Origin of the sequence: Sporosarcina sp. ACRSL, from assembly GCF_022346605.1 — a bacterium.
In the GTDB taxonomy this organism is placed as follows: Bacteria; Bacillota; Bacilli; order Bacillales_A; family Planococcaceae; genus Sporosarcina.
In genome coordinates this window covers 247,330-274,061 of record NZ_JAKRNT010000001.1, presented here as the reverse complement: position 1 = coordinate 274,061, position 26,732 = coordinate 247,330, and the positions used below count along the sequence as shown (strand labels likewise).

The window sequence follows — 26,732 nt, the reverse complement described above, 5'->3', positions numbered from 1 at the left end:
TATCAATGATAACTGTTCATTTATCAGTCTTTTTGCCTACTAATACGATATCTTTTCCGATTGTCAGGACGTCATCGTATTTGATTTGCTTCAAGTCCTTCATTTTCGAGTCCAAGAATAATGATCTTTCTGCTCCCCCAATTTGAAGAACGTCAATTTTGCCGTTTTTCATGTCAATGGTCGCATCCTGAACAAATCCTAAGAAAGAACCCTTTTTCACTTCAATCACTTCTTTTTTCTGCAAGTCTGAAAATCGCATTCCTATCCCTCCCGTGAATAATAAAATATTGCCTATAACCGGGCTGTTGCTTTCCGTTCCAGCACTCGCTTTCCGCGGGCGTTGCCTCAGCCAATCGAACAGCGAAGGGTTCGATTTGCCGTATTTCTGCGTGTTTTTTGCAGAAATTAAGGCATCCTCCGCTGTGAGTAAAGATGTGCTCGTAACACTGCGCTTTCACTCGCAAAAGCCGTTCTTCGTTACGGCTAGTGCAAAGATATGCTCGTAACGTTGCGCTTTTACTCGCAAAAGCCGTTCTTCGTTACGGCTAGTGCAAAGATATGCTCGTAACGTTGCGCTTTTACTCGCAAAAGCCGTTCTTCGTTACGGCTAGTGCAAAGATATGCTCGTAACGCTGCGCTTTTACTCGCAAAAGCCGTTCTTCGTTACGGCTAGTGCAGGAGTCTCGCGCCTGCACTCCAAGCACCAGCTGCAGAGTTATTAAAAGTCCTTGGACAATGGATGTCGGTAATTAATTTGATGTATATATAGCTTATGCGCGACAACTTCAAAAAACGCAAGGCTCAGGTTTTTAGACTTCCTTTTTACTGGGTATTGCTGCTTTAATATTAATTGTAAGGGCATTTTGTATTTTGAGATTTATTATTGGGTAAAGTCAGTTTTTTTATTTTCAAGTAGCTCCGTTGATTGGAGAGTAAGGTGGCGACTCCAGCGAACGCTGTTACGAAGAACAGCGTTTGCGAGTAAAAGCTCAGCGTTACGAGCACATAGGCTGCCTTAATTTCTGCAAAAGGCGCAGAAATTAAGGCAAATCGAACCCTTCGCTGTTCGATTGGAAAGCGTCCGCCTGAAGCGGAAATCAACAGTAAAAGGAGCTGCCATAGTAGTCAGTTTTCACTGATTTCTAGACAGCCCCTTGTTTTAATTGACTATTTATTTTCCATTCCTTCTCGAATAATTTGAATCGCATTTTTTTCGAGTCTTGATATTTGGGCTTGGGAGATACCGAGTTCTTTTGCGATTTCGGTTTGTGTCTGTCCTAAATAAAAACGTTTAGAAAGGATGAGTTGCTGTCTTTCCGTCATGCCAGCAACCGTTTCTTTTACAGATACATAAGTGAGCCAACGCTCTTCTGATACTTTTTTATCCTGTAACTGATCCATAATAAATACAGGATCGCCGCCGTCGCCGTTCATCGGTTCATGAAGGGACATCGGGTCTTGAATTGCATCGAGTGCAAATAAGATATCTTCTTCCGGAATGCCCGTAACTTCTGCCAAATCGGAAATCCGAGGCTCCTTCTGATGTTCATTCACAAACTGTTCTTTTGCCCTAATTGCCTTATAAGCTATATCCCTGAGAGATCGGGATACTCTAATGGCATGATGGTCTCTCAAATGTCTTTTGATCTCCCCAATGATCATCGGCACGGCATATGTTGAAAATCGAACATTATGTTTCAAATCAAAATTGTCAATGGACTTTAATAATCCTATGCAGCCAACTTGAAAAAGATCGTCTGCTTGCTCCCCCCTATAAGCAAACCTTTGAACTAGACTTAAAACTAACCGCAAGTTTCCAATTACGAGTTCTTCCCTTGCCGATTCGTCACCATTTTGAAGCCGGATAAACGTTTCTTTCATCACTTCATTCGTCAGTAATGGCAAATTGGACGTATCGATACCACAGATTTCAACTCTTGTACGCATCATTCGCTTTTCCTCCGCATTCTGTAGATGACTGTACAAAATAGTCTGTCCTCACACTTACGGAATATGCGAAATCCAATTCACCAATTTCAACCATCAAGCAATTGGGTGATTCAATCTGTCACGCAGTTCGGAGATGATTTTCTTTTCAAGTCTTGAAATATAAGATTGCGAAATACCCAGTAGTTCTGCAACTTCCTTTTGTGTCATTTCGAGATGTCCTGTGAGCCCGAATCTGCATTCCATTATATATTTCTCCCGTTCGTCCAACGTGCTGATTGCTTCAATCATATGTTGTCGTTCCAGTTTTCTTTCAACGTCGTCAATGATAATATGTTCGTCCGTTCCTAAAATATCGGACAATAATAGCTCATTTCCATCCGCATCAGAATTTAAAGGTTCGTCGAAGGAAATTTCCGAACGGATTCGATTCGTTTTTCTTAAATGCATAAGAATTTCATTTTCTATACATCTTGAAGCATATGTCGCCAATTTAATATTGCGATCGCTTTTAAACGTTTCGATCGCCTTTATAAGTCCGATTGTCCCGATGCTGATTAAATCTTCAATATGCGTATTTGTATTGTCGAAACGGCGGGCTATATAAACGACGAGCCGGAGATTCTTTTCAATAAGTGTATCCCTGGCATCCATATCACCTTCCATGAAGGCTCTGATTGTTTTTGCCTCATCTTCCCTCGACAAAGGCTTTGGTAACGATTCGTGTCCGCCGATGTAAAAAGTGCCGCTCTTTTTTCTAGTTAGGAAGCTCTTGATGATCGATATCCATTTTTTAAATTCCTGCAACATGACTAGTTCCCCTTTCGTTCGAAATGGATTCCAATGCAGAGGCGTGCATAATGGCACCCGCTCCTTCCGGATAACGGTTATCCTGCTTCGTCAAGACGATATAGCCCGGTGGCAATTCACTCCCTTCCGCGATGATCCATCGGTCGAATTTGAAACCGACTGCCCAAGAAGCACCTTGGACGGTCTGCAGCCTGATCAGCCGTAAACTTTTTTGAAAACGGGTAGGGAAAACTGAAAGTTGGGGCATTTCTTTCGTATTGCATGAAAGCAACGGTCCCTTCAAGTCTTCGGGAATTGAGCGTTCCACAAATTTTAAGGAGACGAAATGTACAGGGTCGCCGGACATTGGCTCGATACAACGATTTCCTGTATCGATGAAGCACGGTATGGAAATCGTTTCATTCCAAATGGACAATTCTGACGCCACCGAAAAGGAAGACAGTCTGCGGGCCACTCTAACATCCATCCACTTCGTTTTGAATAAATAAAGAAAAAGATAAGCTAAAAGTGCACTGATGAAGACGGTAGCTTTGGAATCCGAGGACATGAACTTTTCCGTGAAGACAGTTAACGCTCCACCTGCAAATAGTGCGCCGATCAATACAATAACCGCAGGGTTGCCGATAGAACTCATGGACATTCCAAATGCACAGATGATCATTAAACCGAAGGCGATGAAAATGGCTATACGGGAATCGGGAAAAATCGCAACAGGCAATGCCCCAGCAAGCGAAGCTAGTAGGAGACGAAGCCTTGTAGCTTGTGCCTTGACCATTCGGTTAGCAAAAGACAAAATGACATAATTAAAAACCATGTTAATCCCAACAATGAGCTCCCCATACATCAGCCCGCCCTCCTTGTACGTAAGGATATCATTATGTGACTGCAATGTTTGTCGGAACAAAGGAAAAATTATAGTAAATATTCGACATGAATAGCGCAAAAATAAAAAAACTCTCCGGCTTGTCCAGATCGGACTACCGGAGAGCTTCTCTATTTAGTTTTGTTTTTATCTTCTACGATTGCGCAAGAATGTCGGAATATCCAATGCATCTTCTTGCTGATGACTTTGCTGGTGTCTCGTCGGCTCAGGCTGCTGGAACTGTTGCTGCGTTTCTTCCCGTCGAGTATGCGACGGTTGTTGCACAGTCTGAGGTTCACGTTGACGCGTAGCACCGAACCCTGGATTTCTTGATGGCTTCGGTTGATTCAACTGCTCTTCGTTGAAACCAGTTGCGATGACCGTGACGACAATTTCATCTTTCAAATTATCATTGATGACTGAACCGAAGATCATATTGACATCTTCATCAGATGCGGAAGCTACGATATCTGCAGCTTCTTGAACCTCGAATAAGCTCAAATTGGAACCGCCCGTAATATTCATTAAAACCCCTTTGGCTCCGTCAATTGACGTTTCTAGAAGTGGGCTTGAAATAGCTTTTTTCGCGGCTTCGGCAGCGCGGTTTTCACCTGTCGACATACCGATACCCATGAGTGCTGAACCTTTATTGGACATAATGGTTTTCACGTCTGCAAAGTCCAAGTTGATAAGCCCAGGGACAGCAATCAAATCTGAAATGCCTTGAACCCCTTGGCGCAGTACATTGTCAGCTTCCCGGAAAGCTTCGAGCATCGGTGTGTTCTTATCGACAATTTCTAATAATTTATCGTTCGGAATGACGATAAGCGTGTCGACCGATTCTTTCATTGCTGCAATTCCGCCTATCGCTTGCGTTTGACGTTTCCGGCCTTCAAAAGTGAATGGACGTGTAACGACGCCAACAGTCAATGCACCGAGATCTTTTGCGACTTGTGCGATGACAGGCGCTGCACCTGTTCCAGTTCCTCCGCCCATACCTGCGGTTACGAACACCATATCAGCACCGCGAAGCGCCTCTTCGATTTGCTCCCGGCTTTCCTCCGCTGCTTTTTTCCCAACGTCAGGGTTTGCTCCTGCCCCAAGGCCACGAGTCAATTTGGCTCCAATCTGCAATTTCACTTCAGCTTGAGATAAATTAAGCGCTTGCGCGTCTGTATTCACAGCGATGAATTCTACGCCTTGTACTCCATGTTCGATCATGCGGTTAACCGCGTTGTTTCCTCCACCACCAACTCCGATCACTTTAATGACCGCGAGTGCATCAATATTCGTATCAAAATCTAGCATGCTCTCTCCTCCTAATCCCTATATGACCATCTTTAGACAGTCACTCAAAAAATCCGTCGAAAAATTTCTTTGTTTTGCTCATGAAGCTTGTCTTTTTTTCTTTTGGTTTTGCGGCGACCTTCTTTTTAGCAGGAGATGGATAGTCCATCTCACTGTGTGCAACAGCAGTTTGAGATTCTGCAGTTATACCAAAATAGCTATCTTCCATACTAGCATAACGGATTAGACCGACTGCAGTCGAATACATCGGTTCACGAACTCCGATATATTCCGGCGTATGGATGCGTACTCTCGTTTTCAAAACATGTCTTGCAAGTTGCAAGATTCCATCGAGTTTCGTCGTGCCGCCTGTCAATACGACGCCTCCTGGTAAGTCATGGATTCCCATACGATACAGCTCTTCTAAAACCAAGTCGAACAGTTCTTCCAATCGGACACCAATAATTTCCGATATGTATCTTTGACTATATTGATCTTTCGAATCGGCACCGATGACCGGGACTTCAAACAGTTCATCATCCGATGCGTCATCGTAAAAAGCATGTCCATATTGGTGTTTGATCTTTCTAGCGTGCTCTGTAGGTGTCTTCAGAATGATAGACAAGTCCTTTGTAATATGATCACCGCCAACCGGTATGACGGCAGTTGAGACGAACCGATTATCCCCAAAAATGGCAATCGTCGTTGAGCCTCCACCTATATCGATGAATGCAGTTCCATGGTTCATTTCATCATCTGTCAATGCAAATGTCCCAGCTGCCAAAGGTTGTAAATATATTTCACGGATGACCAAGCCCGCCCGTTCGACACAGCGTAAAATATTATGAACTAATGTTTTAGAAGTCGTAATGAGTGTACCGTCCATTTCCAGACGGACGCCGATCATTCCGCGTGGGTCTTTAATTTCATCATAGTCGTCCACGATGAATTGTTTCGGTATGATGTTGACGATTTCTCGTTCAGGTGGAACCGACATGACTTGTGCCGATTTCATAACTCGATCTAAGTCATCATCGGTAATTTCACGGTTCTCCGAATTAACAGCTACAACACCTTTAACATCTTGTAGGAGAACCCCATTTGCAGGGATGCCTAAAATGACTTCTCTGATTTGCATGCCTGTCATCCGTTCAGCTTGTTCCACCGCTTTCCGGATGGATTGGACAGTCGCATCGATGTCGATAATCGTCCCTTTACGAATGCCTGCAGATTGGACGTTACCGACTCCGATTACGTGGAGGGATCCGCCGTCCACTTCGCCGATCAGCACTTTGACTGACGAAGATCCTATATCAAGTGATACATATATTGTAGATTGACTCAAATTCCGGCACCTCCCATAACTACAGTCCTTATCTTACATTCTATTGTATTACGGTCATATTGTCTAAATATTTTCTCCATCCGTCGATCAATTCCTTTCATTCCTGAACATTCGTTTCAGAAACCCTACTTCGTTCTGACCATTTCGTCAACAAAATCCTTCTTATGACGGCGATATTCTGGAATAGCCTTACACCGAATGCGAATACGGCAGCTAAATATAAATCTACTCCAAGATGCACTCCGAGGAACGCCAACCCTGCTGCTAGTGCAATATTGAAAAAGAAGCCGGAAATGAACACCTTATCATCATATATTTGCTGAAGATGTGCCCGTATTCCTCCGAAAAGCGTATCCAATGCAGCTAGCACGGCGATAGATAAATAGTTGCTGTAAATATGCGGGATTTGTATGTCCGACAACAGCCCAAGTGAAACGCCAAGTATTAAACCGAGCAGTGGCAACCACATTGTCATTCCCCTTTCGGAAGTTCATTTAAATACAGATTTTCAAATTTGTCGGGATATCCCCGAATCGTTACTTCCTTTTCCGGCTGTTGGATGTCAAGCACGAGATTATCAAGATAAAAATCATCATGAATGGACGATGCCAACAGATAATTATATAGCTTCTCGCTATCAGCCATTGTAGGAGAAACGATTTTAATCGTAAAAGGGGGAGTCGAGACATTAAGTCCATTTACCGCTGTCGTGCCATTGATAACCCGGATCGAGCTCATCATCGTATACCGTTTTCCGTCAATCTCCATTTGAATTCCTTTAAATCGATTCACTTCGTTGACGAAACGAGTTAATAAATCGGATGAAATACTCGTGATTGGTATTCCATACGCTACGCTTTCAATGGAAGGACGAATTTCGATCGTAACGCCGGGTCCTGTAATATTTGTCGTTCCCGCTCTTTTATGTAGTTTGTCCACAGTTTCCTTCAGTGCTTGTCCCGTGCTCGATTCGCTCAATGTTTTATAAGATGCGATCGTGTTATCCAAGTCACGGATTTCAGTGAGAAGCTCTGAATGGAGTTTTTTCTCTTCTGCCAACTCTTGGCGTATTGCCCATATATCCCTCGTATCACGTTCCTTAGGATTTTCCAATGTATTGTATTGGACAGCAATCATAAATCCAATTAACAGGAGGACAATTGTAAATTTCCAGTTGATTGATTTCTTCAACGAACACCCTCCTTCTTAGTCATTATTCATGCCTCGTCCCTTAATGCAGGAAGTTTAATTTCTTTCATCTCCTCCAATGTGACGACGATATTGTCATGCACCAACTCATCAATGACGCCTCCGCCTAAATTTAATGAAGTTGACAGTACATCAGAATCGCCGACTGCCTCGATAACGAATGGAGCAGGCAGTGTTCTGCCGTCAATCGTTATAACAGGGCCTGTACATTTTATATATGAATTGGATGAAATGCGTTGTCCGTTAATGGCTATTCCCTGTGCTCCTGAAATCTTCAATTCATTGACAACTCGAAGCACATGGCTTTCATGAACGATATATTCGTTCGGATTCTGTTCGATGGGGTCATAATCTCCGTCCTTCAATGTGACACGTACTCCTGGACCGGAAGATGGAACAATGCCTAATAGCAGCCTTAGATCTTTTGCCTCTTCGACGAGCGCAGTATGATTTTCTTCATTTTCCGAAAAGGATTTTTCAAATTCCCGAATTTCAACTTGCTTTGCATGCAGTTCATCGGCAAGTTCCTTATTCCTTTCCTTTTGAAGGATCAGTTCTTCCCGATATTGTTCTTCCTGTTGGAATGTAGGGGATTGGCCGGATTCGATACTGTCCTTTCCTAAAGTACGATAAGAGAAAGCGAAGATAAAACCGAGTATGAGAAAGACAAACGAATATAATATATATCTCCCTCTAGTTTTGTTGTCATTACTCATTTTCTTCGCCATCTTCATCAACTTCCCCTTCCTCTACATCACCTTTTCCGTAAACTTCGCTATAAGGAGTGAAAAAAATGCCCACTTCCATGTTGACAACCCCTTTTTCAAGGCCGCCTAATTGGGAAATGATATCCGGATAATAATCCATCTTTTCCGCGAAAGTCTGGAGGATCGCGTGAACTTCATATCCATCATCCATATAGGCGACAATGGTATCCGGATTCTCCTCTGTCCCAGTATAGATGATTTCGGAAATCAATTGGAGAACATTTTTATCCATTTTCAACAATTGGGATGTAAGCTTACTCCTTAGTTTAGGGTTGTCCACATGATTCAAAATCGGGACGTTCGGATAATTGCCACCACTTGGAAAAAGATCACCGTTTTCGAGCAATAACTCGTACTCTCCCCCGCTCTCCATGTAGGCGACGGTGTTCCATTCATCAATCGAAATTTCGATATCTCTCATCCATTTTCTCGTAACGGCAACAGTATTGACGCCCTCAAGCTTTGAAAGTTCTTTTTCTACTTCTTTCGTTTCAAATCCCCAAAAAGAGGAGCCTTCTAAAATACCACTTTTCTCATAATAGTATCGGTCATCGTTAAGCATTGCCCCGACAACTTTTACTTCACCTATCTTACTAAGAGGAGATTGGAAGTATAAAAGTACGAGGAGGGCTATGCAAAATACGGCGATGATGAATAAGAATTTCTTATTCGTTTTTCTTCTCCGTTTTTCCCTCATGGATGGTATCCGTTCTTCGATGTCTATTACTTTATCCATGTGCGGCCCTCCCTTCAACTTCGTTGTCTATGAAATGCGAAATGCAATATAGTGCCCGCCGCCATCCACGTCGTGAGCAATGATGATCCTCCATAGCTTATAAATGGCAATGTCACCCCAGTAACAGGCAATAAGCCCGAGACGACTCCGACATTCAGGAACGTTTGAAAAATAATCATCGACGCCATTCCGGCAGTCATTAAAAATGATTTGTAATCATGTGTACGAATAGCAATTCCGAATGCAGACAAGAGCAGAACAGAAAAGAGAATTAGAATGAACGTCGCTCCGATAAAACCTGTCTCTTCGGCAATAATTGAAAAGATGAAGTCATTTTGCGGTTCCGGTAAATACAAGTACTTTTGTCTACTGTTTCCGTAGCCATGGCCGAACAATCCGCCAGGAGCAATCGCAAACAATGACTGAATCCCTTGAAACCCCGCTCCGAGCGGATCATTCCACGGATCGATATATGACTTGATTCGGTCAAGACGATAAGGCGCGGCAGCGATAAGTGCAACGAACGCCCCGATCCCAACGAAACCGAGTATACCAAAGAATGATAGCGGATAGCCCGCTAAAAACAGAATAACAAATGCAGAAACAATCATGATGACGGCAGAGCCTAAATCCGGTTGGAGCATGATTAAAGCCCCTGGTAATAAAATAAGCACAAAATGACTCAATCTGAATGGGCTTTTCCCAGCCGAATGCTTTATATTACATGCCAGCTTTCCGATCAGTGCCACTTTGACGAACTCAGCAGGCTGGATGCTGAACGGGCCAAGTGCAATCCAGCTTTGAGATCCGTTTCGTACCGCACCGATGCCAGGAATCATGACAGCAACCAACAAAAGGATCGTTATGTAATAAAAAGCGGTCCAAAATGATTGGTTGGATGTCAATGGCCCTTTCATCAACAGAAATGCGACAAATATTGAAACAGCCATGTAAATCCCTTGCTTGATGATAAATGGGGGTGAATCCGCGTAATGGATTTGCCCCCAATACGAGCCTGCCGAATGGACAAATACTAATCCGATTAATGACAATGACACTGCCGAAATGACAAAGGCAGCTTTTAATTTCTGATCCAGTGAACGCATCCTTCCGTCTTATTGGTCAAGTACTGTACAGATGATTCAAAGTTTCATGACAGCTTCGATAAATGCATCTCCACGAGCTTCAAAATTCGGGTATTGATCCCAACTTGCGCTTGCTGGCGACAATAGGATTTGATCACCTTCCTGAGAAATTGAAAAGGCAACTTGTACCGCTTCCTCCATCGACCCTACTTTTACAGCTTTGGGTACTCCACATGATGTTGCAAAATCGACGAGCCTGTCAGCTGTCTCTCCAAGGGCAAGAACAGCCTTCACCCTACTCATATACGGTCTTAGCTCCTCGAAAGAATGCCCTCGATCCAACCCGCCGGCGAGTAAGACAACCGGTGATTGGAAAGAGGAGAGAGCACTTTTCGTCGCCAATGTATTTGTGGCTTTTGAATCATTGTAGAATGTCCTGCCCTTCAACTCCTTAACGAACTGCATACGATGACGGACGCCCGTAAAGGAACTTAATACATCTTCTATCGTTACTTTATCGCAATTCATAAGTATAGCAGAAGCGGTTGCAGCTAAAATATTTTCTAGATTATGTTGACCGAGCAATTTAATGATCGATCTTTTTACAAACGGTTCACCTTGCCAGTAAATGAACTCATCATCTGCAGAAATCCCTTCCGCTTGTTTCCCTTGTAATGAAAACGGAATTTTACTAGCAGTTGACCGCTCGACATAGGGACGCATCTCGGGTTGATCAGCATTATAGATAAAGAAATCCTCTTCGGTCTGATTTTCTGTCACTTTCGACTTTGCTAGCGCATATTCCTCTCTAGTTCCGTGGTAATCGAGATGTGCATCATATAGATTTGTCCATACCGCAATTTTCGGTTGGAACTGAGCTGTTCCCGCCAATTGGAAAGAGGAAACTTCCATGACGATCACTTCATCTGGATTTGCATTTTGTGCAACCGTGCACGCCACCGTGCCTATATTCCCTGCAATTAACGGCTTTTTACCGCCAATGTTTAAAATATGGTAAAGAAGCGTGGTCGTCGTTGTTTTCCCATTGGAACCTGTTATGGCGATGATCGGTGCTTCACTGACCATATAGGCGAGCTCGATTTCAGTCCAAATGGGGATCCCTTTTTGTTTTGCTTGTTGAAGAACCGGGTTGTGATATGGGATACCAGGATTTTTGACAATCGTATCAAAGTCATGATCCAATATATCTTCCGGATGACCACCACAGATAACTACAATCCCTTTTGACCGCAACGCTTTCACTTCTTCGTTACCAGTCTCTGGAGAAGAATCGTTGACAACTACGAATGCCCCGAGTGAATGTAAAAGATCTGCTGCGGCATAGCCGCTTTTAGCAAGACCGAGTACAAGAAACTTCTTGCCCTTGAACTCATTTCGCTCTCCCATTTACATCACCTCCCATAGTACAGGTATCACCGCAGCCAATAATGCTACTCCCCAAAATACGATAACAATCTTCCATTCGGACCATCCGGACTCTTCAAAATGATGATGAATCGGACTCATTTTAAATACCCGTTTACCAGTTAGCTTAAAGCTTGTCACTTGAATCATTACTGATAATGTTTCGATTACATATACAATCCCTATGACGAGGAGCAGAAGTTCCTGTTTAACTAAAATCGAAAGCATCGCAATTGTTCCACCTAGCGCCAATGATCCCGTATCTCCCATAAACACTTTGGCAGGTTTCATGTTGAACAATAAAAAGCCGAGCATTGCACCAGCAACGACGAATGCGAACGTGGCGATATCATATTGTTCATACACAAGTCCAAGTACGCCGAATGCAGCGAATGCAATTGTTGAAGTACCTGCAACGAGACCATCAAGCCCATCCGTTAAGTTGACTGCGTTCGAAAATCCGACGAGCCAAAAAATCAGAAAGGCAACATAGAAAATACCGAGATCCACAGTGAAGTTCGTAAAAGGTATGAGTACCGTCGTCTCAAATGGTCCCATTTTTAATAGGAAATATGCAATGATTGCAATAATAATCTGACCGATAAGCTTCTGGATAGAAGTCAACCCTAAGTTCCGCTTCATGACGACGATAATGAAATCATCAAAAAATCCGATTAGACCGAAACCGGCAAGCACAATCATCAGTACAATAGACTGTGTAGTCAGTACGTCTTCATATATGTATGATAGGACAATCATCGTAATGATAATGGAGCTCAGGAAAATAAGGCCGCCCATTGTAGGCGTGCCCTCTTTCTTTTTATGGGATGCTGGACCCTCCTCCCTGATACTTTGACCGAATTTCAGCCTTCTGAGAAGAGGTAAGATAGCGGCCCCGATAATTGCTGTTAGTATAAATGCTACGGTAATAACCGTTACTGTCGTGACGAGTGTCATAATAAGTTCTCCTTACTTGTATTGAAACTGTAATTGTAATCTTTATTGTCTAGCTACAGGCGCTTAGCACCTGTAGCTTTTTTATTCCTCTTCGGTATATACGTGGATGATATCGTCCACTGTCATTAACGAATCCGGGACCGGCAGCTGGTATTTGATGACGTCGCCTTCACCATGCCACACTATACGATACGTGTGAAGTTGGCGGGCGACCATTCCTTTTGTCATACCCGTTAAATCCGGAACACGGTGCGTAATCGGATCCCCCCACCGATATTCTTTTTCAAGCTGCCCTTCCCTTTTTTCAATACCCGCAAGCGGTGCGATTTCTTCAATGATCCTACCGACGATCGGAGCCGCAATGACACCGCCAAATTGTATCGAGTTTTTCGGACTATCTACAGCTACATAGACAAGTAATTCAGGATCATCTGCTGGTGCAAAACCAATGAACGAAACGATATAATCACCATCGCTATAAGCGCCGTTAACAACCTTTTGCGCTGTGCCTGTCTTTCCACCAACCCGTAGACCATCAACGTATGCATTGCGACCCGAGCCATTCGCAACAACTGATTCCAGCGCCTCCCTCACTTGGGCGGAAGTTTCTTCACTGATAACACGTCGCTTCATTTCGGGTTCAAACGTCTGCAACGTCTCTCCCTTATCATTCTTTATTTCCTTTACAATATACGGACGATATAGATAACCGCCATTGATAGCAGCTGCCACCGCTTGGGCTTGCTGGATCGGTGTCACTGAAATTCCTTGACCGAAAGCGGTCGTAGCTTGTTCAACTGGACCGAATGCCTCTTTTGAGAAAAGGATTCCCTTTGCTTCGCCTGCAATGCCCGAGCCTGTCGTTTCGCCGAATCCGAAAGCCCTAATATAGCTGTCAAGTTTCTCTGCTCCCAAACGTTGGCCGATTTCAATGAAGCCTGGGTTACAAGAATTCTCAACGACTTCCAAAAAGGACTGTTGGCCGTGCCCTGACCGTTTCCAGCATCGAAGCGTCGCATTTGCAACCTTCGTGTATCCTGGATCATAAAAATGATCATGATGAAGGTCGATTACCTTTTCCTCAAGCCCTGCTGCGAGGGTGACGATCTTGAATGTCGACCCAGGCTCAAATGTCATCCATACTGGCAAATTCCGATTATAGATTGTCTGATCCGTGTCCTGGTATTGGGCCGGATGGAAGGTCGGCATTGAAACCAAAGATAGAATCTCACCGGTCTTCGGATTCATAGCAATTCCAATTGCTTGGGCTGCATCGAGTTTTTCCATCGCTTGGCTCAGTTCCCGCTCCATGATCTTTTGCATTTCGATATCAATCGTCAGTTCAATTGTAGCCCCATTTTCCCCGGTTTGAAACCCATCATCGACATGCGGCAGCGGTATCGCTTTCGCATCTGTATAAAGTCGTATTTTGTCTCCAGTTCCTTGTAAAATTTCATCATATGCATATTCAATGCCTGCAAGGCCTTGGCTGTCATAACCCGTGAAGCCGATCAACCTTGAAAGCAGTTCGCCATATGGATAATTTCTGACAAAGTCAACACCTGTATACAATCCATCGATTTGCAGTTTTGAAATTTCTGCTGCCTGCTCTTGGGTGATATTCTTCCCTTCAGGTGCCAGCTTGACCATATATGCCTTTTTCGTCATTTTTTCAAGTAGTTTTTCTTGATCAGCTTTCAAAATATCTGCCAATAACGCAGCAGCCTTTTCGGGTTCCTTGTTTTGGGATGGCATGAAGTAAAGCGTCGGAGCAAGTCGATTTCCAACGATCAACTCCCCATTACGATCTTGGATTTCCCCTCGGATCGCTCCGAAAGGAATTTCCCGATCCCAGTTCTCCTCCGCCCGCGCTTTCAACCATTCATGCTTAATAATTTGCACGTGGAAAAGTTTTCCGATAACCATGGATATGGAAATGAGAAATATGATGAATACTGCCCGCAACCGTTTCTTTGATTGCAAATCGGCATATTTACGCAGAGCTCCACACCTTTCGTTTTTCTATCAACCTATGAATGGACTGGAGATGCTATACATCATCCACCAATTATCTCTTCCACTTCTTCCTCATCATTTTGCTCAACCTGTGTATGCTGATCTTCCGGCGACTTTAGCTGAAGCACAACAGGATCGTCTTTACTAATGACAGCTCCCGTGGACAAACTTTGCTCGGTTACATATCCATCACCATTCAACCGAATATCTAGCCCAGATAACATTTTAAATGATAACGCCATTTTTTTCGACCACCCGGAGAAATTTGGAAGAGTCGTGTCTCCGTCAGTTTCAAGGAGAACGAGAGAGCCTTCACTCAATTTTGTGCCTTCTTCAGGATATTGGTTTTTCACCTTACCCCCTTCCCCGATCAGTATCGGGGAAAAACCTTGTTGTTCAAGTGCAGCAATCGACGTTTCAGCGTTTTCTCCAATATGGTTCGATAAAGACTTCGTCGACGATGTTTCACTATCCTCTGGAACTATATTCATATATTTCAAGCTACTTTCCATAATGGAAGTAAACAACTCAGCAACCGGGTCGGATCCGTATTGCCCGATTTCAAGGTTTGGCTGTTGTACGATCACATACGTCAGTAATTGCGGGTCGTCGATCGGAGCCATTCCAAGGAAGGAATAAAGATAATTTCCGTCCCCGTACAAATAACCTTTTCCGTCTGGATTCGGAATTTCGGCGGTTCCTGTCTTCCCGCCGACAGAATATCCTGACAATGCGAATTTACGGGCTGTCCCTTTATCGGAAGTGACTGTCGAAGCCAATACCTTTCGGGCTTCCTTCGCCGTTTCCGCTGATATAGGGGATTTCCGTTCTTCCGGTTTATGATCCTCAACGATTTCCCCGTTATTCGGATTAATAATCTTGTCAATAACATACGGTTTCATCAATTTGCCATCATTGGCAATCGCAGTGGCAGCCTGGATCATTTGGATCGGTGTGACAGTCGATCCTTGTCCGTATGAGGTCGTTAGCCTCTCACTCGGATTGATGTCCAAAATAACACCCGGAACTTCACCAGGCAAGTCGATTCCGACCTTCTCACCAAAGCCGAATCCACGTAAATATTCGATGAACGTCCGGTCGCCCATCCTTTCTAACAAATACGCCATCGATACGTTCGATGATCGTTGGAAACCTTCTAAGAAGGAGATTTTTCCCCAACCAGTCCGATTGACGTCATGGATAGTTCTATCGTAAATTGTATATCGTCCTGACTGGAACTCCGCTGTTGGATCCCATTGATTCTCCTCGATTGCCGCCGCCAATGTAAACATCTTCATTGTTGAACCGGGCTCAATTGTGTTCTGGATCGCGTCATTCAACCAGTTTTCCGTCAGGCCTTCACGTGTGGAAGGATGAAAAGCAGGGCGCTGACTCATTGCGTAAATTTCACCAGTTTTCGGATTCGTTACAATGACAAGCGCTTTTTTCGGTGAATATTTCTCCTCGACTTGATTCAACGCATCTTCGACAAAATTCTGGATTGTTTTATCAATTGTCAATTGAATCGTCATGCCATCTTGCGCTGCAACGACTTGCTTCTCAGATTTCGGTAATAAATATCCCCAAATATCAGTCTGATAATCTACTTTTCCATTCTTGCCGGTTAGTGCCTCATTATATGTTTTTTCAAGACCCATTTTGCCGACGGTCGAAACTTTTTTATTTTCGTCCTCTTCGCGCATCGCAAATCCGATCAAGTAGGAGGCGAATTTCCCATTTGGATAAAACCGTTTCTTATCTTCAATGAATTGTAAGCCTGTGACGCCTTCTTTTTCCGCAGCTTCTTTAATCGCTAGCATCGTCTCATGGCTTATATCACGTCCGGCTTTTCCAAACTCAATTTGGTACACATTCGGGTTGTTTCTTATAGCTGAATCCCTAATTTGAATAATTTGCTCTTTCTCCATCGGGATAAACCTGCTCAGTACATCTGCAGCTTTATCAAAATCGGTGACATGCCTCGGCTTTTTCGCACCTTTTTCAGTCGCTTTTTCATTTAACACCGCGATTAATCGATAACTCAACGTATCAGAAGCAATCACTTCTCCGTTACGGTCGACAATTTTACCTCTCTCCGCTTGGAGAACGGCTTCCCTTGCATATTTCGCCTCTGCCATGGCAGCCATTTGTCGTCCTTCCGCCTGCCCTGTTATTTGAATGCTCAGCAACCGCCCAAACAACAGAAAAAAGAGCCCTCCGAAAACTACGAACATCAGAAAGGCTCCCCATTGAAATCGAAACTTCTTTTTCATCGTCCAGGCACGACCTTTACGTTTTTCTCGTTAAGATTCAAGCCGAGCTCCTTCGCTTTATTCCAAATTACTTCATATGTAGATTTTTCGCTCACTTGTATGGACAATTCTGTATTCTGTTTTGAAATCTCTACTATTTCATTGTTGATTTTTTGCACTTCCTTGTTCGTATCATTGATTTGGGCTTGTGTATGCAAAATCATTGTACAAAAAACGACGAGAACTGCTCCGAACAGCACGAACAGGAACTTTTCCCCTGCGGAGAAAAGTTTTTTCGGACGCGGCGCCGGCCGATTTGTTTCATTTGTTTTCGGTGTCTGTGGTGCATGCACTTCATGTAGCGTATTCATATGAAAGCTTCTCTGTTCCAATGCCATCTAACAAGTCCCCCTTTATTTTTTCTCTACAATCCTCAGTTTTGCTGATCTGGATCGTTTATTCACTTCGATTTCTTCCGTGCTTGGAAGTATCGGTTTTCGAGTTATCAATTTGAACTCCGGTTCCATACCTTCAGGAACGACCGGCAAATTCGGCGGCAGCTCTGGCATAGAAGACGCTTCTTTGAAGATCGTCTTACATAGCCTATCCTCCAAGGAATGGAACGTTATGACACAAATGCGGCCACCCGCATTCATGATTGTCAAAGCATCGACCAATGAATCTTCCGCTGCTCCAAGTTCATCATTTACGGCTATTCGTATCGCCTGAAACACTCGCTTAGCTGGATGTCCACCTGTTCTGCGTGCTGCTGCAGGGATACCTTCTTTGATCAATTCGACAAGTTCGCCTGTCGTTTTAATTGGAGCATGTTTTCGCGCTTCTTCAATTTTCCGGGCGATGCTTTTGGAAAATTTCTCTTCGCCATATCTGAAAAAGATACGTACTAAGTCTTCATATGACCAGTCATTGACTACTTCGTATGCAGTTAACGCTTCTTCCGTGTTCATTCGCATATCGAGTAAGGCGTCATGGTTATAACTAAATCCACGTTCCGGTGTATCAAGTTGCGGCGAGGATACGCCAAGGTCATAAAGGATGCCATCCACTGTATGCACGTCAATTTTCGCGAGTTCGTTTTTTAAGTTCCTAAAGTTCGAATGGATGAATGTAACTTGCTCTAAATAATCGTTCAATTTCACTTTGGCTGCTTCAATCGCAGTCGTATCCTGATCGAAGCAAATCAATCTGCCGCCCGCAGTAAGTCTTTTTACAATTTCCAAACTATGTCCTGCCCCACCAAGCGTACAATCGACATAAACGCCTTCAGGTTTAATGTTGAGCCCATCGACGGCTTCGTGAAGTAATACAGTTGTGTGATCGAACATTGAAACCGCCTACTTTCTTTTTTTGTGAATATTACCCAGCTTCAGCGTTGGACAGCTGCCTTAATTTCTGCAAAAAACGCAGAAATACGGCAAATCGAACCCTTCGCAGTTCGATTGGCTCGGGGTCATAAGCCGGCTCGGCTGTGTGGCAAAGCTGCTGTGTGGCAAAGACCATTGCTCCCAACGCTTCGCTTTTGCTCCCTTAAGGTCGCAGAAAAAAATGCTCGCAAAAGCCGTTCTGCGTGACGGCTTTGCCTGTCGCCCCTGACCAAGGCGCTTCCGCTTTTGCATTTAAAAATCAAAGTCGATAATGTTTTCCGCGATTTCGTTGAAGGATTGCTCTGACTCGTCATAATAAGGTTCCCACAACTCTTTCGACCAAATTTCTATACGGCTCGAAACGCCGATGACGATACAATCTTTTTCAACTTTTGCGTAATCCAGTAATGAGGATGGAATATTGACACGACCTTGCTTGTCAATTTCAACTTCAGTCGCACCTGAAAAGAAGAATCGGGCAAATGCACGGGCATCTTTTTTCGTAACCGGCAGCGCCTTCAATTTTTCCTCAAGTCGTTTCCATTCCTCCATAGGGTAACCGAAGAGGCAATTATCCAATCCACGAGTCAGCACAAAACCATCCATTAGATATTCCCTGAACTTTGAAGGGACTATCAAACGGCCTTTTGTATCTACAGTGTGCTGATATTCGCCCATGAACATACTCTTCACCCCACTATATGTTTTTAATGTACCACATCCCCCCACATTCCTCCACTTAAATTCTATTTTCTTAGGAAAATGTGTATATAGTACTTGTTTCATTGAGATATATCTAGAAAAGAAACATAGATTCCAAACGTTTAAGCGTAAATTTGCACAAAAAAAGTCGATGCAGTCATCCAATCTCTGCATCGACGTAGTTTTCCTATTTACAAATATACAATTTGATGAGTCCCATCCATTTTAATCGCCTGACGTAATAGATCTTGCACTAAGCTTGGTCCATACTCATTCATGAAATGATAAGGAGTGAAAATCCGCTCCTGCAACGATCCTTCCGGCAGTATCTCATTTTGAAGGATGCTATATTTCCGCAGAGCTGTCTCATGCCGAATCAACAACTCCTCTTCTGCCTTCTTCCTTAAATAATCCAATTGTTTTTCATGGAACTTCAAGTTTTTCTCGAGTAACTGGCGCATTGCAGTACTTGCCCCTTCGGCAAGCTCTTCATATTGCCGTTTTAATTGCATTTCCGTTTCCGCGAGTACATTTTCAAATCGTTTATTTTGCAACATAGCGATAAATTCTTCCCTAACTTCTTCGACTTTCCCCGAAAGTACATCGTCAAGTGTTAATGAAGTTTGCTCCATTGCTTGTTTCGCCCGCTTGGAAATAAACGTCATCGATACCCGTGGAACGAGAATCGGCATACGGATTCCGAAAAGGTGGAAAGCTTCTTTCAATAAAGCCCAGTATGCAATTTCACCAGGTCCCCCAACGAATGCGAGCACCGGGAACACTAAATCTTGCATAATCGGACGTGTTGCAACATTGTTGCTTAACAACCAAGGCCTTTCATTCGCAATTTCCAACATTTCTTCAGAAGTAAACCGGATCCCTGTACTTTCATTTACAAAAACTCCGTCCTTTCTTGATAGAAGGACTCTTCCCGTTTCATGTATGTAAAACAAATGGGCTGCTTCCTGTTCCACTTCAATCGGACGTCCGAATCCTAAACTCGAATAATGCGTTTCTTTCTCGAAAACTAATGTTGCGAGCTTTTCTGATTCCGTAATGAATTCAACGAAATGGCTCTTTTCGATTTCACGCAATGGCTTGTACGCCGAATCGATGAAAAGAAGACCTTGCTCTTGAAAAAGTCCATTCATAAGTCGAACGAAAAATCCGGTGAATGTCGCTTCCGCTTCAACAGCAGCAACCACATCTTCCAATAACAATTTCGTATGTTCCGTTTCACCGAACTGGCGGAAAACGTCTTCTACAAATGCTGTCATTTCCTTATGGGAATACGTTGCATCAGAAGCCATCAATTTCAGGACAAATTTCTCCGGATATTTATGTTTCGTCGTTCCAGCTGAAGATTCCGTATAAACATGATTAATTTCATTCAGATCATGATCTTCACCCGCAACCCAAAATACTGGAATCACAGGAACGCCGAGCTCTTTTCGTTTTTCTTCCGCTAGTAGAATGACCGTAATCGCCTTATGGACCGAATATAGAGGTCCAGTCATAATGCCGGCTTGTTGTCCGCCAATGACAACAACCCCATCTTCCGAAAGTTCTTCAAGATGCTCTGATGCTTTTTGAGAAATGCCAAATGGTTCCATGAAGGATCGGATGACAGAAGCAAGTTCTTTCCTTTGAAACGGACGTCCCGATAATTCCGCCAATCTTTCCGGGTACGCGCGTTGTTCATTTCGATAATCAAAAAAAGTATGTATAAATTGTTCATCATTATTATAGGCTTCTAGCACTTTATTTCTATTGTGCAATGCCTTTGATTCGATTTCCATCATTGATGCCCCTTTTTACTAATTATGAAAAGAGTATAGCATTCCACTTCGACAGAATGAAAAATATACGCTTACTAAATTGATTTCTTTCGTCGTCATTTTACATATTCAGTTATTTTAAAACTAACGCCTATAATAAGTAGAACGATGTAGGATAGAGACAGTAATAGAAAATACAATCTCCATGTTTTTTGGACGACACGCGTGATTTTAAATTCCTTCTGTTTTATCCTTTCGATAACCGCAATGAAGATTGCTAGTAATAAGGCGATTGCAGTAATATAAAATCCGGTTCCTTTGCCAAAAATCGTCATTGAAGTGATGTAAACGGAAAAAAATAAAAATGGAGTTGTAAAATCCGCAGCTTTCCCAACGACTGCAGCCGGCGCTTTCCCCAGTTTTCTCATCCCTACGAGGAACGCAATCGTAATGATAAATGGAAATAATACAATGATTCCTAAAAGTATTGACAGGAGTCCATTCACCATTTACTCATCAACCCCTATCTATCGCAAGCAACATTTTTTCGAGTGTTTGTAAGAACGCTAATTGTGAACCCCGTCTTTCTCCCATTCGAATGACTGACGACACGACCGTATCAATTTCCATTGGATTCCCGTTTAACCGATCCGTTAACATGGAAGATCTGTTTTTAGCGGTTCTCATACAAATCTCTTCAACTGCAGTTTTCGACAGATCATTTTGCATTTCGGGAAAAGCTTCCATGATCTCATTAAACAACTGATCAAAAAGTGATTTGGCGTATCTATTTTCGACTAATTCTCCATTTCTCACTTGCAGAATCGCTGTCAACGGATTAATCATGCAATTGATCAACACTTTCCGTAAGACAGTTTTGTGGGCGTCATTTGCATACGTTACTGGAAACGAAGATGAATCGACATTCTTCATGAAATCAAAACTTGTCGTATCCCCTCGGTAAGGAGCGATTTTAATCGTACCGATACCATTATGGGAAATAGACCGATCGTCCAATCTGCCCGCACCGTGCTCGACTGTTGCAAAGAAGACATTCGGAATTGCCGTTTTGCTTACAAATTCGAAATGCCCATAACCATTTTGAATGAACATGACCGGATTTTTCAAATTTCTACCAACAATGTCTTCCACAATTGGCGCTACGCCTCCATACTTTGTCGCGACGATCCAAGGTGCATTCTCCGGCAGTTTGTCGATATTCGTTTGTGCGCCTGCTTCGACAACCGTTTCCGAACCGTCGCCATTGACGCGTCGGATTCCGTCTTTCCGGATTATAGACGCTTGCTCTTCCCTTCTTACGAGAAACACGACCCGCATCCCTGCTTCTGCCAAATAGGAGCCAATGAGCAAGCCGATAGAACCTGCTCCGGCAACGACAACCTCCATGGAATCCCCTCCCTTTTTTTAAAAGGGCGCCTTCCGAAAAGGCGCCCTATCTTCTTCCTATTATTCAATTATACAGGATATACGGGATGTTTTTTAGGTGGTAACGGAACTTCTTTTGTCGAATAGAATCGGAAACGAGCCGCTAGTACTTCCCGTAAGCTCGAAGGCGCAATGATTTCATCGATAATCAGCTCTGAAGCCATTTTGTAAATATCGATTTCCTCTTTATATTCCTTATGTTTCGCCTGTACAAAAGCGATTTTCTCTTTCGGATCCTCAATCGCTTCGATTTTATTCGAATAGACAGCGTTGACCGCAGCCTCTGGTCCCATCACTGCAATTTGCGCTGTTGGCAATGCGATGCATACATCCGGCTCGAACGCCGGGCCTGCCATCGCATATAGGCCTGCTCCATAAGCTTTCCGGACGACAACAGAAATTTTAGGAACCGTGGCGGAACTCATTGCCATGATCAATTTTGCACCATGTCGGATAATACCGTCACGTTCAACTTTTGTTCCAATCATGAAGCCTGGAACATCTGCCAAAAATAGCAGTGGAATCGAAAATGCATCGCATAAGTTAATGAATTTTGCAGCCTTATCAGCAGAATCGACGAACAGAACGCCACCTTTCACTTTCGGCTGGTTGGCGATGATTCCTACAGGCTGCCCTTCGATGCGAGCGAGTCCGGTAATGAGTTCAGGCGCGAATAATTTCTTTATATCAAAGAAACTACCTTCATCGATGAGCGCATCAATCGCTTCACACATATCAAAGGGCGCATTCTGATTTTCCGGAATGATTTCTTCCAAAGTCCTTCCTGCCTTAGCTGCTACTGCTTCCTTCATAGAAGGCTTTTCAGTGAAATTTGCCGGGAAATAGGTGAGATAGCGACGAGCTTCACTAATCGCTTTCTCCTCACTGTCGACGAGTACATCCCCGCACCCGCTCACCGTACAGTGCATTCTAGCGCCGCCCATCTCTTCCAATGTCACTTTTTCACCGATTACTTTTTCCGCCATCCGCGGGGATCCTAAATACATGGAAGCATTACCCTCTACCATAATGACAATATCGCAAAATGCAGGGATGTAAGCCCCTCCCGCAGCAGAAGGTCCGAATAGAATACATATTTGTGGAATAAAGCCGGACAACCTTACTTGATTATGAAAAATTCTTCCAGCCCCCCGACGGTTCGGAAACATATCAAGTTGATCAGTAATGCGCGCACCGGCAGAATCGACGAGGTATAACATCGGCACTCTGTTCTTCTCGGCAATTTCCTGGATGCGAATAATCTTCTCTACTGTTCTTGATCCCCATGAACCGGCCTTCACTGTTGAATCATTTGCCATTACACAAACGGTTTGCCCATTCACTTCCCCGATAGCGGTTACGACACCGTCCGCAGGCAAATCATCAGCTTCACAATTCGCAAAGCGCCCATCCTCCATATATTTTCCATCGTCAAATAGAAGCTTCAGGCGATCGCGTACAAACAGTTTATTTTGTTCCTTCAATTTTTCGTGATACTTCGGATGGCCTCCGGCGAACACCTTGTCAATTCTTTCTTGCAGTTTTTCATTGTAAGTCGTCTGTTCTGTCATATTTGTCATCGTTCTACCCCTTCCGAATCCATTCGCCCATCAAACTGCCGGATACTAAAGCAGTCCCCCTTATCCCTCGATTACCGCGAGTACATCTTCTTCATTCACAAAATCGCCGACTTGCACATTGATGGATGCCACATTACCGGATACTTCCGTCTCAACTGGAATTTCCATTTTCATAGATTCCAAGACGATAATCGTTTGACCCACTCGCACTTCATCACCTACAGCTACATTTACTGTAAAAACCGTTCCTGCCATGGCAGCTTTAACTTGTGTCATTTTTTCATTTCCTCCTTTTCTACTTTCAGCCATTCAGCCAATACATTCGTATTATAATTTCCATCAGTAAATACCTGCGATTCTATGAACTTTTCAAAGAGTGGAATATTCGATTTAACTCCTTCTATTGTAAAGGACTTAAAAAACTGTACCGCTTTGCTTATTGCTTCTTGACGATCATTTGTGTGAATGATCACTTTCGCTATCATCGGATCATAGAATGGCGTGACATTCCCGCCTTCTTTATAACCCGAGTCAATGCGAGCATCATGCAAATCTTCCCACTCCATTTTACGGATTAAACCTGGCGAAGGCATGAAAGTGACAGGATCTTCTGCATAAATTCTGAATTCGATTGCATGCCCCATGCTTTTAATAAGTTGTTGATCTTTGAATGGTAGTTCATTGCCTCGTGCAACTTCAATCTGCCATTCTACGAGATCAAAGCCGGTCACTTCCTCGGTTACGGGATGTTCCACTTGAAGACGGGTATTCATTTCAAGGAAATAAAAGTCATCGTTGTCGGATAAGATGAATTCTACAGTCCCCGCATTTCGGTAATTGACGGCCTTCCCCGCAGCAACCGCCGCCCCGTATAAACGCTCGGCTACTTCTTTCTTCAAGGAAGGAGATGGTGATTCTTCAATCACTTTCTGATTACGCCTTTGTACGGAACAGTTCCGCTCAAACAGATGGACGATATTCCCCTTCTTGTCTCCGAAAATTTGTACTTCAATATGACGGGCATTTTCAATGAATTTCTCAAGAAATACAACGTCATCTCCAAAATATGCTTTTGCACGGCTTTTGACAGACTGAAAGTGTTGACTGAGCGCTTGCTCACCCTCACACCGTACCATTCCAATGCCGCCGCCCCCAGCACTTGCTTTCAGCATGACTGGATATCCGATCGTTCCGGCTGCCTCTATCGCTTCTTCTATTGAGGAGATCCCTTCGTCAGTACCAGGAACAACTGGTACTCCAGCCTCTTTCATTTTCATTCTAGAAGCGATCTTATCGCCCATCAATTCGATTGTTTCCGCGTCGGGACCGATAAAAGTGATACCGGCATCCCGCACTTTGCGGGCAAACGCTGCGTTCTCAGATAATAGACCATAACCGGGGTGAATTGCGTCGGCACCCACTTTTAAAGCTAGCTCAATAATGGTATCCGCTTTCAAATAGGACTGCACAACAGGACCCGGTCCGATTTCATACGCTTCATCCGCGTATTTTACAAACGGCATATGCGCATCGGCTTCCGAGTATACGGCGACAGTCTGAATCCCGAGCCGTTTGCAAGTCTTCATGATTCTCAATGCGATTTCCCCACGATTCGCAATAAGGATCTTGTTCATATAGAACCCCCCTAAACTGCATTATTTGAACGTCTCCCCATTTATAGTTTATACGATGAATGAAACCGTTTTCAACTATTTGTCTGAATTCCTATCATAATCTGACCTTATCGCTTTTTTGTCAAGAATTTTTCCACAGCTTCGTGGTGGGCTTCGCTTTCCCATAGTTTTGCGCATTGTGCGGCTTCTTCGAGCATCCGTTCCTTGAGGCCTGATTGCTTCCAGCTCATGATTGCTAGCTTTTTATAAGCCCGGTGTACGGATGGATGAATTTTTTTCAGTTCGGAAATGAAGTTCACAAAACCATCTTGTGGGGTTCCTTCATAAACCTCCGTCGCCCAGCCAATTGTTTGCAATTGATGCGCTGTATGTACTTTTGCTTCCGATAATAGTTTTAATACTTCATCGTGTTTCTTCATCTTGAGAAACAGTTGTGAAGCTCCACCCCAACCACTCGTAATAGCGAGCGTGCCTTGGATGAATCCTGCTTTAGCTTTTGCAGACATAAGCCTGTAATCACATGCACTAGCAATTTCACATCCTCCGCCAACTGCTGCTCCATTTACGTGGCCAATGACTGGCACCGGCAAAGTTGATAGTCTATACAGTAAGCCAGCCATTTTGCTAAGCATGGGATAGGCTTCGTCGGCTGTGCGGTATCCATGAAATTCAGAAAGGTCGCCCCCGGAACAAAAAGCACGGTCCCCTGAACCTGTTACAACTGCATATGATATGTTGGCGTCTGACTCGACTTTCGACAAAAATTGTTCAAGGCCATCCATTACTGCGAAGTTGATCGCATTTCTCATTTCAGGCCTGTTGATCATGAATGTAGCGATTCCATCATTGATTTCAATTTTATAAGACAAGCAAATCCCTCCTTTTGGTAGTTGAATAAAAGATATCGATCCCGAGATATTTCGTCATTTTTGGAGGTCGCCTCCGCTTTTGTACAATCCAGCTCCGGGTGGCAGCTGCTCGGGACGCTTCGGTTTTGAAATAAAGGCAAAAAGCGCCTTTATGTTCAAAACCTCCAGCGAACGCCGTTACGAAGAACGGCGTTTGCGAGTAAAAGCGAAGCGTTACGAGCACATCTTTGCATTACCTGTCGCAGCAATACGCCGCCCTCCGCTTTTGTTTCATCTAGCTCCGGCGGCCAGATGCTCGGGGTCATAAGTCGTCCATGCTGTACGGCAAAAAGCGCCGTTTCGCATGGACGCCTTATGCCTGTCGCATCTAGGCAGGCCGCCTCCGCTTTTGTATATAAAAAGACCACCGGAGCCATGGCCTCACGGTGGTCTTTAAGTAAAGGAATTATTCCCCTACTACGTCTTTTCCTTTGTAATGACCGCAAGATTTGCAAACGCGGTGCGCAAGTTTCACTTCGCCGCAATTGTCACAAGTTGTCATACCTGGAACTTGTAATTTGAAATGCGTACGACGAAGTCTTTTAGCTGTTTTTGAAGTTCTTCTTTTTGGTACTGCCATTTGAGGCACCTCCTTATAATC

Annotated in this window: 26 protein-coding genes; all 26 read right to left on the bottom strand. The window is 43.7% G+C overall.

Annotated features, from left to right (window positions below):
- Nucleotides 1–16: 16 nt before the first annotated feature.
- Entirely contained in the window at nucleotides 17–259 is a 243-nt protein-coding gene (locus tag MHZ92_RS01545) for a PRC-barrel domain-containing protein (RefSeq protein WP_239429729.1), read from the bottom strand.
- Between the two features lie 908 nt (nucleotides 260–1,167).
- Entirely contained in the window at nucleotides 1,168–1,950 is a 783-nt protein-coding gene (sigG, locus tag MHZ92_RS01540) for an RNA polymerase sporulation sigma factor SigG (protein ID WP_239429728.1), read from the bottom strand.
- A 93-nt stretch (nucleotides 1,951–2,043) separates the two neighbouring features.
- Complete coding sequence (gene sigE, locus MHZ92_RS01535; protein WP_239429727.1) at nucleotides 2,044–2,757, bottom strand: RNA polymerase sporulation sigma factor SigE; 714 nt, start codon at nucleotides 2,755–2,757, stop codon at nucleotides 2,044–2,046.
- Nucleotides 2,741–3,601 carry a sigma-E processing peptidase SpoIIGA gene (locus tag MHZ92_RS01530; RefSeq protein ID WP_239429726.1) on the bottom strand — a complete coding sequence of 287 codons (861 nt, stop codon included), beginning with the start codon at nucleotides 3,599–3,601 and terminating at the stop codon, nucleotides 2,741–2,743. The genes sigE and MHZ92_RS01530 overlap by 17 nt, the downstream gene beginning before the upstream one ends.
- Nucleotides 3,602–3,766: 165 nt before the next feature.
- Nucleotides 3,767–4,927, bottom strand: coding sequence for a cell division protein FtsZ (gene ftsZ / locus MHZ92_RS01525; protein ID WP_239429725.1), 1,161 nt, complete (start codon nucleotides 4,925–4,927; stop codon nucleotides 3,767–3,769).
- 40 nt (nucleotides 4,928–4,967) lie between these two features.
- The gene (ftsA, locus tag MHZ92_RS01520) at nucleotides 4,968–6,251 is read right to left on the bottom strand and encodes a cell division protein FtsA (protein WP_239429724.1); all 1,284 of its coding nucleotides are present in this window, start codon (nucleotides 6,249–6,251) and stop codon (nucleotides 4,968–4,970) included.
- 97 nt (nucleotides 6,252–6,348) lie between these two features.
- On the bottom strand, nucleotides 6,349–6,720 hold the full coding sequence (locus MHZ92_RS01515) for a small basic family protein (RefSeq protein ID WP_239429723.1): 372 nt from the start codon (nucleotides 6,718–6,720) through the stop codon (nucleotides 6,349–6,351).
- A gap of 2 nt (nucleotides 6,721–6,722) precedes the next feature.
- Complete coding sequence (locus MHZ92_RS01510; RefSeq protein ID WP_239429722.1) at nucleotides 6,723–7,442, bottom strand: DUF881 domain-containing protein; 720 nt, start codon at nucleotides 7,440–7,442, stop codon at nucleotides 6,723–6,725.
- Between the two features lie 26 nt (nucleotides 7,443–7,468).
- Nucleotides 7,469–8,188: a DUF881 domain-containing protein gene (locus MHZ92_RS01505; RefSeq protein ID WP_239429721.1), complete on the bottom strand. Its 720-nt coding sequence runs from the start codon at nucleotides 8,186–8,188 to the stop codon at nucleotides 7,469–7,471.
- Nucleotides 8,169–8,963 carry a cell division protein FtsQ/DivIB gene (locus tag MHZ92_RS01500; RefSeq protein ID WP_239429720.1) on the bottom strand — a complete coding sequence of 265 codons (795 nt, stop codon included), beginning with the start codon at nucleotides 8,961–8,963 and terminating at the stop codon, nucleotides 8,169–8,171. The genes MHZ92_RS01505 and MHZ92_RS01500 overlap by 20 nt, the downstream gene beginning before the upstream one ends.
- Before the next feature lie 14 nt (nucleotides 8,964–8,977).
- A complete protein-coding gene (gene ftsW, locus MHZ92_RS01495; RefSeq protein ID WP_239429719.1) occupies nucleotides 8,978–10,069 on the bottom strand; it encodes a putative lipid II flippase FtsW in 1,092 nt (363 codons plus the stop codon).
- A 36-nt stretch (nucleotides 10,070–10,105) separates the two neighbouring features.
- Complete coding sequence (murD, locus tag MHZ92_RS01490) at nucleotides 10,106–11,455, bottom strand: UDP-N-acetylmuramoyl-L-alanine--D-glutamate ligase (RefSeq protein ID WP_239429718.1); 1,350 nt, start codon at nucleotides 11,453–11,455, stop codon at nucleotides 10,106–10,108.
- On the bottom strand, nucleotides 11,456–12,430 hold the full coding sequence (gene mraY / locus MHZ92_RS01485) for a phospho-N-acetylmuramoyl-pentapeptide-transferase (protein ID WP_239429717.1): 975 nt from the start codon (nucleotides 12,428–12,430) through the stop codon (nucleotides 11,456–11,458). It abuts the gene before it with no gap.
- An 81-nt stretch (nucleotides 12,431–12,511) separates the two neighbouring features.
- Complete coding sequence (locus MHZ92_RS01480) at nucleotides 12,512–14,413, bottom strand: penicillin-binding transpeptidase domain-containing protein (RefSeq protein ID WP_370644554.1); 1,902 nt, start codon at nucleotides 14,411–14,413, stop codon at nucleotides 12,512–12,514.
- A 74-nt stretch (nucleotides 14,414–14,487) separates the two neighbouring features.
- A complete protein-coding gene (locus MHZ92_RS01475; protein WP_239429716.1) occupies nucleotides 14,488–16,680 on the bottom strand; it encodes a penicillin-binding protein in 2,193 nt (730 codons plus the stop codon).
- Nucleotides 16,681–16,715: 35 nt separating this feature from the next.
- Nucleotides 16,716–17,096 carry a cell division protein FtsL gene (ftsL, locus tag MHZ92_RS01470; RefSeq protein WP_239429715.1) on the bottom strand — a complete coding sequence of 127 codons (381 nt, stop codon included), beginning with the start codon at nucleotides 17,094–17,096 and terminating at the stop codon, nucleotides 16,716–16,718.
- Nucleotides 17,097–17,111: 15 nt separating this feature from the next.
- On the bottom strand, nucleotides 17,112–18,044 hold the full coding sequence (gene rsmH / locus MHZ92_RS01465; protein WP_239429714.1) for a 16S rRNA (cytosine(1402)-N(4))-methyltransferase RsmH: 933 nt from the start codon (nucleotides 18,042–18,044) through the stop codon (nucleotides 17,112–17,114).
- Nucleotides 18,045–18,335: 291 nt separating this feature from the next.
- The gene (gene mraZ, locus MHZ92_RS01460; RefSeq protein ID WP_239429713.1) at nucleotides 18,336–18,767 is read right to left on the bottom strand and encodes a division/cell wall cluster transcriptional repressor MraZ; all 432 of its coding nucleotides are present in this window, start codon (nucleotides 18,765–18,767) and stop codon (nucleotides 18,336–18,338) included.
- Nucleotides 18,768–18,976: 209 nt separating this feature from the next.
- Nucleotides 18,977–20,584: a bacillithiol biosynthesis cysteine-adding enzyme BshC gene (bshC, locus tag MHZ92_RS01455; RefSeq protein WP_239429712.1), complete on the bottom strand. Its 1,608-nt coding sequence runs from the start codon at nucleotides 20,582–20,584 to the stop codon at nucleotides 18,977–18,979.
- 95 nt (nucleotides 20,585–20,679) lie between these two features.
- On the bottom strand, nucleotides 20,680–21,072 hold the full coding sequence (locus MHZ92_RS01450) for a DUF3397 family protein (RefSeq protein WP_239429711.1): 393 nt from the start codon (nucleotides 21,070–21,072) through the stop codon (nucleotides 20,680–20,682).
- Nucleotides 21,073–21,079: 7 nt separating this feature from the next.
- Nucleotides 21,080–21,970, bottom strand: coding sequence for a ketopantoate reductase family protein (locus tag MHZ92_RS01445; protein WP_239429710.1), 891 nt, complete (start codon nucleotides 21,968–21,970; stop codon nucleotides 21,080–21,082).
- Between the two features lie 68 nt (nucleotides 21,971–22,038).
- Complete coding sequence (locus MHZ92_RS01440) at nucleotides 22,039–23,580, bottom strand: acyl-CoA carboxylase subunit beta (RefSeq protein ID WP_239430061.1); 1,542 nt, start codon at nucleotides 23,578–23,580, stop codon at nucleotides 22,039–22,041.
- Between the two features lie 69 nt (nucleotides 23,581–23,649).
- Entirely contained in the window at nucleotides 23,650–23,865 is a 216-nt protein-coding gene (locus tag MHZ92_RS01435) for a biotin/lipoyl-binding carrier protein (RefSeq protein ID WP_239429709.1), read from the bottom strand.
- Nucleotides 23,862–25,223: an acetyl-CoA carboxylase biotin carboxylase subunit gene (locus MHZ92_RS01430; protein WP_239429708.1), complete on the bottom strand. Its 1,362-nt coding sequence runs from the start codon at nucleotides 25,221–25,223 to the stop codon at nucleotides 23,862–23,864. The genes MHZ92_RS01435 and MHZ92_RS01430 overlap by 4 nt, the downstream gene beginning before the upstream one ends.
- 107 nt (nucleotides 25,224–25,330) lie before the next feature.
- Nucleotides 25,331–26,092: an enoyl-CoA hydratase/isomerase family protein gene (locus MHZ92_RS01425; protein ID WP_239429707.1), complete on the bottom strand. Its 762-nt coding sequence runs from the start codon at nucleotides 26,090–26,092 to the stop codon at nucleotides 25,331–25,333.
- A 445-nt stretch (nucleotides 26,093–26,537) separates the two neighbouring features.
- Nucleotides 26,538–26,711, bottom strand: coding sequence for a 50S ribosomal protein L32 (rpmF, locus tag MHZ92_RS01420; RefSeq protein ID WP_239429706.1), 174 nt, complete (start codon nucleotides 26,709–26,711; stop codon nucleotides 26,538–26,540).
- Between the last annotated feature and the right edge of the window lie 21 nt (nucleotides 26,712–26,732).

What these genes read in the sequence shown, in the direction of transcription:
- MHZ92_RS01545 (WP_239429729.1), bottom strand. Translation starts at nt 259, where the DNA reads ATGCGATTTTCAGACTTGCAGAAAAAAGAAGTGATTGAAGTGAAAAAG.
- sigG (WP_239429728.1), bottom strand. Translation starts at nt 1,950, where the DNA reads ATGATGCGTACAAGAGTTGAAATCTGTGGTATCGATACGTCCAATTTG.
- sigE (WP_239429727.1), bottom strand. Translation starts at nt 2,757, where the DNA reads ATGTTGCAGGAATTTAAAAAATGGATATCGATCATCAAGAGCTTCCTA.
- MHZ92_RS01530 (WP_239429726.1), bottom strand. Translation starts at nt 3,601, where the DNA reads ATGTATGGGGAGCTCATTGTTGGGATTAACATGGTTTTTAATTATGTC.
- ftsZ (WP_239429725.1), bottom strand. Translation starts at nt 4,927, where the DNA reads ATGCTAGATTTTGATACGAATATTGATGCACTCGCGGTCATTAAAGTG.
- MHZ92_RS01515 (WP_239429723.1), bottom strand. Translation starts at nt 6,720, where the DNA reads ATGTGGTTGCCACTGCTCGGTTTAATACTTGGCGTTTCACTTGGGCTG.
- MHZ92_RS01505 (WP_239429721.1), bottom strand. Translation starts at nt 8,188, where the DNA reads ATGGCGAAGAAAATGAGTAATGACAACAAAACTAGAGGGAGATATATA.
- MHZ92_RS01500 (WP_239429720.1), bottom strand. Translation starts at nt 8,963, where the DNA reads ATGGATAAAGTAATAGACATCGAAGAACGGATACCATCCATGAGGGAA.
- ftsW (WP_239429719.1), bottom strand. Translation starts at nt 10,069, where the DNA reads ATGCGTTCACTGGATCAGAAATTAAAAGCTGCCTTTGTCATTTCGGCA.
- murD (WP_239429718.1), bottom strand. Translation starts at nt 11,455, where the DNA reads ATGGGAGAGCGAAATGAGTTCAAGGGCAAGAAGTTTCTTGTACTCGGT.
- mraY (WP_239429717.1), bottom strand. Translation starts at nt 12,430, where the DNA reads ATGACACTCGTCACGACAGTAACGGTTATTACCGTAGCATTTATACTA.
- MHZ92_RS01475 (WP_239429716.1), bottom strand. Translation starts at nt 16,680, where the DNA reads ATGTTCGTAGTTTTCGGAGGGCTCTTTTTTCTGTTGTTTGGGCGGTTG.
- ftsL (WP_239429715.1), bottom strand. Translation starts at nt 17,096, where the DNA reads ATGGCATTGGAACAGAGAAGCTTTCATATGAATACGCTACATGAAGTG.
- rsmH (WP_239429714.1), bottom strand. Translation starts at nt 18,044, where the DNA reads ATGTTCGATCACACAACTGTATTACTTCACGAAGCCGTCGATGGGCTC.
- mraZ (WP_239429713.1), bottom strand. Translation starts at nt 18,767, where the DNA reads ATGTTCATGGGCGAATATCAGCACACTGTAGATACAAAAGGCCGTTTG.
- bshC (WP_239429712.1), bottom strand. Translation starts at nt 20,584, where the DNA reads ATGGAAATCGAATCAAAGGCATTGCACAATAGAAATAAAGTGCTAGAA.
- MHZ92_RS01450 (WP_239429711.1), bottom strand. Translation starts at nt 21,072, where the DNA reads ATGGTGAATGGACTCCTGTCAATACTTTTAGGAATCATTGTATTATTT.
- MHZ92_RS01445 (WP_239429710.1), bottom strand. Translation starts at nt 21,970, where the DNA reads ATGGAGGTTGTCGTTGCCGGAGCAGGTTCTATCGGCTTGCTCATTGGC.
- MHZ92_RS01440 (WP_239430061.1), bottom strand. Translation starts at nt 23,580, where the DNA reads ATGACAGAACAGACGACTTACAATGAAAAACTGCAAGAAAGAATTGAC.
- MHZ92_RS01435 (WP_239429709.1), bottom strand. Translation starts at nt 23,865, where the DNA reads ATGACACAAGTTAAAGCTGCCATGGCAGGAACGGTTTTTACAGTAAAT.
- MHZ92_RS01430 (WP_239429708.1), bottom strand. Translation starts at nt 25,223, where the DNA reads ATGAACAAGATCCTTATTGCGAATCGTGGGGAAATCGCATTGAGAATC.
- rpmF (WP_239429706.1), bottom strand. Translation starts at nt 26,711, where the DNA reads ATGGCAGTACCAAAAAGAAGAACTTCAAAAACAGCTAAAAGACTTCGT.